This window comes from Haliscomenobacter sp., assembly GCF_033763495.1.
Taxonomy (GTDB): domain Bacteria; phylum Bacteroidota; class Bacteroidia; order Chitinophagales; family Saprospiraceae; genus Haliscomenobacter.
Map to the genome: position 1 here is coordinate 23,271 of NZ_JANRKL010000169.1, position 8,794 is coordinate 32,064.

At 48.3% G+C, this 8,794-nt stretch carries 9 protein-coding genes; 2 read left to right on the top strand and 7 right to left on the bottom strand.

What is annotated here, in order from left to right; translation table 11 throughout:
• Positions 1-91 precede the first annotated feature (91 nt).
• Positions 92-1,579: a glycerol kinase GlpK gene (glpK, locus tag SFV55_RS18330; protein WP_320030987.1), complete on the bottom strand. Its 1,488-nt coding sequence runs from the start codon at positions 1,577-1,579 to the stop codon at positions 92-94.
• A gap of 197 nt (positions 1,580-1,776) precedes the next feature.
• On the opposite strand from glpK, the gene bshC reads away from it, so the two are divergent.
• Complete coding sequence (gene bshC, locus SFV55_RS18335; RefSeq protein WP_320030988.1) at positions 1,777-3,420, top strand: bacillithiol biosynthesis cysteine-adding enzyme BshC; 1,644 nt, start codon at positions 1,777-1,779, stop codon at positions 3,418-3,420.
• 111 nt (positions 3,421-3,531) lie between these two features.
• Here bshC and SFV55_RS18340 read toward each other — a convergent pair whose 3' ends face one another.
• Both SFV55_RS18340 and SFV55_RS18345 read right to left on the bottom strand, forming a co-directional pair.
• Positions 3,532-5,721, bottom strand: coding sequence for a xanthine dehydrogenase family protein molybdopterin-binding subunit (locus SFV55_RS18340; protein ID WP_320030989.1), 2,190 nt, complete (start codon positions 5,719-5,721; stop codon positions 3,532-3,534).
• 2 nt (positions 5,722-5,723) lie between these two features.
• On the bottom strand, positions 5,724-6,182 hold the full coding sequence (locus SFV55_RS18345; protein WP_320030990.1) for a (2Fe-2S)-binding protein: 459 nt from the start codon (positions 6,180-6,182) through the stop codon (positions 5,724-5,726).
• Between the two features lie 169 nt (positions 6,183-6,351).
• Here SFV55_RS18345 and SFV55_RS18350 point away from each other — a divergent pair, with 169 nt between their 5' ends.
• Entirely contained in the window at positions 6,352-6,549 is a 198-nt protein-coding gene (locus tag SFV55_RS18350; RefSeq protein ID WP_320030991.1) for a hypothetical protein, read from the top strand.
• A gap of 75 nt (positions 6,550-6,624) precedes the next feature.
• On the opposite strand, the gene SFV55_RS18355 is transcribed toward SFV55_RS18350, so the two are convergent.
• The 4 genes from SFV55_RS18355 to SFV55_RS18370 all read right to left on the bottom strand — a co-directional run bounded on the left by SFV55_RS18355 (position 6,625) and on the right by SFV55_RS18370 (position 8,668).
• A complete protein-coding gene (locus SFV55_RS18355; protein WP_320030992.1) occupies positions 6,625-6,846 on the bottom strand; it encodes a hypothetical protein in 222 nt (73 codons plus the stop codon).
• A gap of 84 nt (positions 6,847-6,930) precedes the next feature.
• Positions 6,931-7,599: a hypothetical protein gene (locus SFV55_RS18360; RefSeq protein WP_320030993.1), complete on the bottom strand. Its 669-nt coding sequence runs from the start codon at positions 7,597-7,599 to the stop codon at positions 6,931-6,933.
• A gap of 79 nt (positions 7,600-7,678) precedes the next feature.
• Positions 7,679-8,284 (bottom strand): Uma2 family endonuclease, encoded by a 606-nt coding sequence (locus SFV55_RS18365; RefSeq protein WP_320030994.1) that lies wholly within the window; start codon positions 8,282-8,284, stop codon positions 7,679-7,681.
• Positions 8,285-8,350: 66 nt separating this feature from the next.
• A complete protein-coding gene (locus SFV55_RS18370) occupies positions 8,351-8,668 on the bottom strand; it encodes a sialate O-acetylesterase (RefSeq protein ID WP_320030995.1) in 318 nt (105 codons plus the stop codon).
• Between the last annotated feature and the right edge of the window lie 126 nt (positions 8,669-8,794).

An 8,794-nucleotide genomic window follows, 5' to 3' on the forward strand; every position in this document is an offset into this window, starting at 1 on the left:
AGAGATGAAAGAGGCTACCGCAGAAACTTAGACAAGGTCATGGTCAAAAACGCTGCGGTAGCCTCTTTCATCTCTCATCTCTCATCTCTCATCACTCCTCCCAACCCATCGTCCGTTCCACAGCTTTCAACCAGCCTTTGTACAACTTTTCACGTTGTTCCGCCGACATGTTGGGGTGAAAAGCGCGATCGAGGTGCCATTTGGATTGCAGGTCGGCCATGCTCCAGAAGCCACAGGCCAGGCCCGCGAGATACGCTGCGCCGAGGGCAGTGGTCTCAATAATTTTTGGGCGTTCGACGCTCACTCCTAAAATATCCGCCTGGAACTGCATCAACAGGTTATTGGCACAAGCACCACCATCTACACGCAAAACCGCAAGTGGGGTACCCGCGTCTTTTTCCATCGCGCCCAAAACATCTTTGGTTTGGTAGGCCAAGGATTCCAGGGTTGCCCGAATCAGGTGTGATTTTGAAGTGCCACGGGTGAGTCCAAAAATCGCTCCCCGCGCATACATGTCCCAATACGGGGCGCCCAGACCCGCAAAAGCCGGCACTACATATACCCCTTCCGTGCTGGGCGCTTTCATGGCAAAAAATTCAGAATCAGGCGATTCATCAATGATTTTTAACCCATCCCGCAACCACTGAATGGCTGCCCCAGCGATGAACACACTTCCTTCCAGCGCATAATGCACTTCGCCGTTTAAGCCCCAGGCAATGGTGGTCAGAAGCCCGGCATTGGACTGAATTCTTTCTTTACCTGTATTCATCAGCATAAAGCAGCCAGTCCCATAAGTATTCTTGGCAGCACCAGGTTGAAAACAACCCTGGCCAAAGAGGGCAGCCTGTTGGTCACCAGCAATGCCTCCGATGGGGATTTCAGCCCCCAACAAATCCGCGCTGGTTTTGCCATAAATTTGGCTGGAAGGACATACCTGGGGTAGCATATTGGCAGGCACATCCAGTACATCCAACAAATGCTGATCCCATTCCAACGTTTGGATGTTGTACATTAAAGTCCGGGAAGCATTGGAATAGTCGGTGATGTGCACCATGCCGCCAGTCAGTTTCCAAACCAGCCAGGTGTCGATGGTTCCAAAAAGCAGGTCACCTTTGGCAGCTTTTTCCCGCGCGCCTTCCACATTGTCCAAAATCCATTTTACTTTGGTGCCCGAAAAGTAAGCGTCCACCACCAAACCAGTTTGGGCTTTGATGTAGGCCTCTTCGCCCTGAGCTTTCAGGGCATCACAAATAGCGGCGGTTCGGCGGTCTTGCCAGACGATGGCGTTAAAAATGGGTTGTCCAGTGGTTTTGTCCCAAACGACCGTGGTTTCACGCTGGTTGGTGATGCCGATGCCAACTATTTGACTCGGGCTCACCTTGTGGGCACTGAGCACCTCACGAGCAACCGCCAGCTGGGTATTCCAGATTTCCAGCGGATTGTGCTCTACCCAGCCGGGCTGTGGGTAATGTTGCGTGAACTCTTGTTGGCGTACGCCAGCCACATTGCCATTCTGGTCAAAAAGAATCGCTCGTGAACTGGTGGTACCTTGATCGAGGGCAAGAATGTATTGTTGCATGATTGAAAAAGGAGAATTTGAATGTTGGGTTAAACTAATTCGGTGTTTATCTCATTTAGGATGTTGAGTGTCTTGACTCCGCTCGACAACCGACACTTCGCCCAGCACTTCGGCTCCGCTCAGTGACCGCTCGAAGTGTCGGTTGTCGAGCGGAGTCGAGACACTCAACTTCAAATATAAAATTTTATTCGTCCAAAATGCTTTTACACCAAAAAAACACTGCACTAACCGACACACCCGATATGGACGTTAACATCCTCCCTTATGCTTCGGTACCACAACTGGCACCAAAGGACGTAGCCTATGCTACACAAAACCCGGCATTAAAACCGTTTTTCAAGTATAAGCCCAGCCTCGAATCTTTTCGGCAAGTGATCGATGACAAGGCAAAGCAGCCCATTGATCGCCAATTGTTGGTGGAAGCACTCCACGAGCAATACGCCAAACTGGACACCAGCCGTGAGGTAAAACTGAACATTGAACTTTTGGCTGAGGAAAATACCTATGTGGTGGTGACCGCACATCAACCCAGTTTGTTTACCGGGCCACTGTTTTACTGGTACAAAATATTTACAGCCATCAAACTGGCTAAGGAGTTGAGCACCGGTTATCCCGACTATAATTTTGTGCCCGTATTGGTCAATGGCGCAGAGGATCATGATTTTGAGGAAATCAACCACGCCAATATTTTTGGAAAAACCATCCGTTGGGAACATGAAGCAGTAGGTGGTTCTTGTGGCGACATGTCCACTGAAACCTTGGCACCAGTGTTGGCTCAGCTGAAAGAAATGCTGGGCGAAAGTGAAAACGCCACTTACATTTATCAACAAATTGAAGCGGCCTATACCAGCCACGCCAAATACGCCGATGCCACCATTGATCTGGTTAATCGCCTGTTTGGAAGCTACGGATTGGTCGCTTTGAACATGAATATACCGGCCTTCAAACGCCGCTTTATCCCGATCATGCGGGAGGAGTTGTTCCAACAGAGCTCTCAAGCACTGATTGCGACTACCCAGGAAGCGCTGACGGCTGCTGGCTTTTCCGGACAGGCGCATGCCCGCGACATCAACCTGTTTTACCTGCAAGAAAATCGCCGCGACCGGATTGTACGGGAGGCTGAGGATTTTGCCATTTTGAATACCGACCTGCGCTTTACTCCTGCTGAAATGGAAGCAGAGTTGGAAGCCCACCCCGAGCGTTTTAGCCCGAATGTAGTGCTGCGACCTTTGTTTCAGGAACTCATTTTGCCCAACCTCGCCTACGTAGGTGGGGGCGGTGAGATTGCCTACTGGTTGGAGCGCAAGGCACAATTTACCCATTTTGGGATCAATTACCCCTTGCTTTTAAGGCGCAATTCCTTGTTGTGGATCGACAAAGCGACCTCTGGCCGCATCGAAAAACTGGGCTTGCGGGTACACGACTTATTCGTAGATACCGAGTTCCTGATCAAACAATACGTGGCAATCAATTCAGAAGGAGAACTTAGTCTTCAGGCCGAAATGGCTCAATTGAAGGCGCTTTTTGAACAGATTCGCCTCAAAGCCCTGGAGGTTGACGCCACGCTGGAAAAGGCAGTATTGGCCGAAGGAGTCAAGCAGGAAAAAGCCATCGAGCAATTGGAAGGCCGACTGGTACGTGCCGAAAAACAAAAGCACGAAACTGCCATTAACCAAATCCGCAGCCTCAAGGAAAAGTTATTCCCTGGCAATGGTTTGCAGGAAAGGACGGATAATTTTCTGAATTTTTACTTGAAGTATGGGCCACAGTTTGGAGCCGTGTTGGAGGAAGTAGTGGATCCTTTTGCGGAGGGCTTTTTGGTGGTTCGGGACGATGGCTAAGGTGTATCTTCGGTGCCTTAGGTTTCTTAGGTGGTGAAAAAGAAAAGCTACACAAAGCAATTTTCACCACCTAAGAAACCTAAGGCACTAAAGAGGCACCTAAGGCTATTGTCACTTCGATGCCAGAACGGCCAACACCTTTTCCGGCGTAAAAGGCATATGCCGCAAAGCCTTCCCGGTCAGTGCCAGAAATGCATTGGCTACGGCAGGCCCAATAAACGGCAAACCCGCTTCGCCCAAGCCTGATGGCGGCTCATTGGACGCCACAAATTTCACCTCCAGGATTTCAGGCACATCTTCCATGCGCAAGAGCGGATAATCGTGAAAATTCGACTGCTGCGCTTCTCCATTTTTGATTGTTATACTTTCATAGAACACACTACTCAAGCCCATGAGTAGGGAGCCCTCGGTTTGTGCCTTGGCATTATCCGGCTGAACAACGACCCCGCCATCCACAGCTGCCCAAATGCGATGTACTTTGATTTTTCCGGTAGTGCGATCCAGCGAAATTTCACATACTCCAGCCCCGGGACTACCACTGCGCTCCGCAAAAGCAATACCCATCGCCCGGCCCGCTGGCAATTTTTTACCCCAATCCGCCATTTCTGCTACTGTTTCGAGCACCTTTAAAGCACGCGGATGGTTGCGCATCAGTTGGCGACGGTACTGATAGGGATCCTTTTTCTGATCATAGGCAATTTCATCAATAAAAGCTTCGATGGCGTATTTATTGGGGCCATGCCCTACTGCCCGCCAGTGTTTGGTACGCATGCCGTGGTCTACTGCCCGCAATTCAATCTGCAAATCCGGCAAAGTGTAAAATGGCATTTCTGCACCGCTGGCCAAGAGGCTGTCACCAGTACCTGAAATGATGTATTTCCAGGAATTGATGTTTCCTGCCTGGTCTACCCCCGCTTCTAAATATTGCAGACAAATCGGGCGGTATTGGCCGTATTGCAGGTCGTCTTCGCGCGTCCAGAGCAGTTTGACGGGCTTGCGTACAGCTTTGGCCAGTGCTGCGGCTTCCTCCACATAATCCGTACTAGAGCGCCGCCCAAAACCGCCACCCAAAAAATGGGGGTAAAGCGTAACTTTGGACTCATCAAGCCCCAATACCCTTGCCGCTGCGCCTTTAGCACTATCCGGAGCTTGGGAACCACACCACACTTCGGCACTGCTGCCATCGGGCGCAAGTGCCACCACGGCATTCAAGGGCTCCATTTGAGCATGGTAGAGGTAGTCGTTTTTGTACGTGGCGCTATACACTTTTGGGGCGTCCTTGAGTGCATTGTTCAGGTCGCCCTTGGCTTCGAGGCTGCGGCCCTTACGGTTTTCGTCCTTCACTAGGCTGGTGTATTCCGCATAGGCCTGCTGGCTGCTGTGACTAGCGGCTTTGGCATCGCTACTCCACTGTATTTTTAACTGTGCTTTGACCTTTAAAGCTTTTTCAAGCGTATCTGCTACTACTCCGATCCCGTGATTGAGGGTGACCACATCAATTACCCCACTGATTTTGCGGATTTCCTCTGCATTGGTCAAAGTTGGTTTGGAGCCATTGACAGGCGATCGGCTGATGACGCCGTAAACCATCCCCGGAATACGCACATCGATCGAGTATTTAGCACTGCCGTTTACTTTGGCGGCCATATCGCAGCGTTCAATGTCGGGGTTGCCGATCAGACGGAAATTTTTGGGGTCCTTTAATTGCTCCTTGGGGATTTGAGGCAATTTTTCCGGCATGGTGGCAAAACTGGCAATTTCACCATAAGTGATTTTGCGATTGCTGGCATGGTGGATGACCATACTGGGCTCGGTACTCAGTTCGGCCAGAGGTACATTCCATTTTTTGGCCACATTGTCCATCAATACATAGCGGGCTTGTGCTCCCGCCTGTCGCAAACTTTCGTAATAACCGGATACTGCCCGGCTACCCACGGTCATCATACGTCCGCCCCAGGCACCAGGACCGTATATTTTGGGCTCAATTGGAGAGAATTCAATGCGCACTTTTGACCAATCTGCGTCCAATTCTTCAGCAAAAATGGCGGGCAGTGCAGTCATGGATCCTTGCCCCATTTCTGCGGCAGGGTTGTAAATGGTAATGCGGCCATCTGGGCGGATGTGCACCCAGGCGCTAATGGCTGGGCCTTTGTCTTCAGTGCTCAATGCTGGTTCGGCGCCATCCATGATCCATTTGGGCAAAATGGCCGAAGCACTTACTGCAAAGGTAATGCCTCCGGCAGCGCGCAGAAACTTGCGCCGGGAAAGGGCACTTGAGGAGGGAGTGTTGCTCTTACTCATGGTCAAATTTCTTTTGCAGCCTTTTCAATGGCTTTAAGGATGCGCATATAGGTTCCACAACGACACAATACGCCGTTCATATGACTGATGATTTCTTCCCGACTGGGCTTTTTCTTTTCGTTCAGCAGGGCAGCAGCCTGCATGATTTGGCCGGATTGGCAATAGCCACATTGCGCCACCTGCTCTTCTAGCCAGGCCTTTTGCAAAGGGTGATCGGCATTGGCCGAAAGCCCTTCAATGGTGGTGATGCTGCGTTTTTCCACTGCGGAAATGGGCATCACACAGGCACGAATGGGCTGCCCATCGAGGTGTACGGTGCAGGCGCCGCAATAGGATTTGCCACAACTGTATTTGGTTCCGGTGAGTCCCAGATGCTCGCGCAATACCCAAAGCAGCGCGGTATCGGGCTCGACATTCAGCGTCTTTTTTTCACCGTTGATGGTGAGCGTGTAGGTGGCCATGATCGTAGGTTTGTGGGCTAAGATAAGGTTTTGTGGGGATTTAAGAAAGAATTGATGGTGAGGGTTTTGTAAGGGATTGGGCAGATTGGGGGAAAGGCATGGAGAATTAGCTAAAAAGTGGTAACTTGACTCAAATAAAAGAAAACCCTTGGCTCTTAAAAGCTGGTTTATGGAAAAGGAAAAAGTGATCAACGAAGGTGGAATCAACGGCTCAGCAGACGGGACTATTGACTACGATAGTGCTGATTTTCTGGCCTTGCAGGCCATGATTAAAGCTAGCGCCGAAAAACTGGATGAAACAGAGAGACTGAATAATACTTTATTGTCAATCCGCTTTCAGATGGAAAATTACTTGGGTGATGAGTGATAAAACTACTATTGTGAAACTATTTTCTAAACTCAATAGCTTGGTTTATAACTGAATATCACGACGGAATATTTCTCACCCAGTTTCTTTGGTAACTTCTAAAAAGTCTTCAAAGTCCTCATCAGGCATATCAGACCAGCTCCCCGCAAGAGACATGATCTCGACTTGATTTTGTTTTTTATGCTCTATATTTTCTGAAAAGTGTTGAAGGTAACTATCTACTTGTTGAAGATAGTCGACCGGAATACGGCTTAATCGGAGTAAAATGGATTGATAAATTTTTTCGCTTTCAACCATGTGTCATTCATTTGTCTTCAAAGTTACCGATTATTTTACAGTGGGTCAAGATTTGGGCGCTATTATGTTTGAGATAGCATGTTATCACTCGTTGATCAATCTGTGAAAATAGGCAAGGGCATTTATCCTGTATGGGTTATTCTTTTCTTTTTTGTCAAATATTTTCTCAAAGGATTCTTCAAATACACGCTTGTACTCTTTCCAAAACCAATAGGGATTAATAATCAGAAAACCATCTTTAATGGCCCAGCCTTCCTCTAGTTCTGCTTTTAGAAAAACATTTTTACTTCTATACCCGTGCATGAAAGAAGTGCGGAGATAGCTATGAAAGAGCTCGGCATAACTTTTTATGTCTTTAACTTTATCATTAGGCCATAGTGCTTGCATTGATGCTTTAAATTCTTGGTTTAAAGGCCGAGTTAGTTTTTTATCCAACTCGCCATAAATGCGGACTGACACAAGTTTTGAAATTTCCTTGTCCTTATGTTTATCTTTTTCCCATTCGGAAACGGGCGAAATTACTCTCCCTATTGTCTCCACTGCAATACAGGTTAGCACTGTTAAAGGGAAAGGAGAATAAATTTTAGTCGAATCAGCAATTGGGTCAATTTGAGAAATTAGATAGGATTCTAAGCGTCGTTTAAGTAGAAGAAGCTTATCATCTTCGTTAGTAATTTGGCGAACCTCTCCAAATAATATTGCTCCAGTACCATCAAAATGGGCACCAAAAAAAGTATTGTCTGGAATTGGCATGATATTTAATTTTGGAACTACCTATGTTTTATTAGCTTAAAATAAATTCTCTCTTTTAGTCGAAATCTACAAGCACCATTTAACCCCCAAACACCATCCCCAAATCCACCTCCAACTCCGGAAACACCGCCGAGCGCAACACCTCATCCTCCAATACCGGAGCCAAGCCAATGTACTTCCCGGCCTCATTCAGCACATACACCCGCACCTCGCGATCCAGCGGATACACCAGCCAATACTCCCGCACTCCAGCCTCTTCATACACCTGGTATTTTTCGCGCATTTCTTTTTTGCTATTGCCGGGGGAAAGAATTTCGATGATTAAATCGGGTGCACCATCACAACCCTGATTATCCAGTTTGCCGGGGTCACAGATGACACATAAATCCGGCTGAACGACTGTCGTCGTTTGACCCTTTTTCAAACTAACCGGCAGCCGTACATCGAAAGGAGCAGCAAAGACCTGACAACTTTTACCCACAAAATGACCGTACAAGCGAAAATACAGTGCACCTGAGATTTGTTGATGAAAGGTGTTGGGGGCAGGACTCATGGGAAACAAACGCCCTCGGATCAACTCCACCCGTTCCTGAAATTGCCAGCTCAGGTAATCTGCATAGGTATATATCCCCTCGGGATCGAGCTGGCTCAAACTGGTAATGGGCGTGGTTGCGATACTTGCCATAGTGCTGGTTTATTGGCTAAAATTAAGCATTTCCAAAAGCTTGCGCAAGGGCAGAAGTAGGGATGATCATTTCCGCCCAACAAACTTCTCCAAATACGCCTCTGCAAATCTCCGCCCCATCGCCCTTTGCCCCGCTGAATCAAAATGGATCTTATCCCCCTTATGCTGCAAATCCTGGGTGGAAATCACCGCTGTAAAAAGGTCTTTAGCCGAGTGTGCCCAGATGAGTTGATTGATCTTTTTCCATTGCTCCGGATTTTGAGAATAAGCGCCCAATTCACCCATTAAGACCGGGAGTTGAGGATTACCCACCGCAGTTCGGAAGTTTTGCAACAGCCGGGCCAAATTTTCGGGATAAAGGGGGATGCTCCAGGGCAAACGCATTAAAATTTGAGGGTATTTTCTCTATACTTGTCCGACAATGCACATCGGTTCATTCTACGATTAATGCTGACTTTAGGTTTGTCACCATTTGTTTTGAGTAGGTTGAGCGCCATTCGGCGGATGAGC

Bases quoted from the DNA above. Each gene is read 5' to 3' on its own strand.
- glpK (WP_320030987.1), bottom strand. From the start codon at position 1,579: ATGCAACAATACATTCTTGCCCTCGATCAAGGTACCACCAGTTCACGA.
- bshC (WP_320030988.1), top strand. From the start codon at position 1,777: ATGCTTTTACACCAAAAAAACACTGCACTAACCGACACACCCGATATG.
- SFV55_RS18340 (WP_320030989.1), bottom strand. From the start codon at position 5,721: ATGAGTAAGAGCAACACTCCCTCCTCAAGTGCCCTTTCCCGGCGCAAG.
- SFV55_RS18345 (WP_320030990.1), bottom strand. From the start codon at position 6,182: ATGGCCACCTACACGCTCACCATCAACGGTGAAAAAAAGACGCTGAAT.
- SFV55_RS18350 (WP_320030991.1), top strand. From the start codon at position 6,352: ATGGAAAAGGAAAAAGTGATCAACGAAGGTGGAATCAACGGCTCAGCA.
- SFV55_RS18355 (WP_320030992.1), bottom strand. From the start codon at position 6,846: ATGGTTGAAAGCGAAAAAATTTATCAATCCATTTTACTCCGATTAAGC.
- SFV55_RS18360 (WP_320030993.1), bottom strand. From the start codon at position 7,599: ATGCCAATTCCAGACAATACTTTTTTTGGTGCCCATTTTGATGGTACT.
- SFV55_RS18365 (WP_320030994.1), bottom strand. From the start codon at position 8,284: ATGGCAAGTATCGCAACCACGCCCATTACCAGTTTGAGCCAGCTCGAT.
- SFV55_RS18370 (WP_320030995.1), bottom strand. From the start codon at position 8,668: ATGCGTTTGCCCTGGAGCATCCCCCTTTATCCCGAAAATTTGGCCCGG.